Here is a 244-nt window from a genome sequence, read left to right as displayed (position 1 = left end):
GGCTTTATCTTGCGCTGAAGGATGATTATGCATTGATCATTCTGGATATTATGCTTCCGGGTATGGATGGCTGGCAGATCTTACAAACGTTAAGAACAGCAAAGCAAACCCCTGTTATTTGCCTTACTGCAAGGGATTCTGTCGATGACAGAGTCAGAGGGCTGGACAGTGGAGCAAATGATTATCTGGTAAAACCTTTTTCATTTTCTGAGTTGCTGGCAAGGGTTCGGGCACAATTAAGGCA

General features: G+C 44.3%; 1 protein-coding gene. It reads left to right on the top strand.

The window, feature by feature from the left end; genetic code table 11:
• Positions 1-244: response regulator (locus SB765_RS32855; RefSeq protein ID WP_410932924.1), on the top strand; the 244-nt coding region annotated here is incomplete at both ends.

The organism is Pseudomonas sp. SIMBA_067 (assembly GCF_046534675.1).
GTDB lineage: Bacteria > Pseudomonadota > Gammaproteobacteria > Pseudomonadales > Pseudomonadaceae > Aquipseudomonas > Aquipseudomonas putida.
Note: the sequence above shows the minus strand (reverse complement) of the source record. Positions and strands in the feature narration are given on the sequence as shown.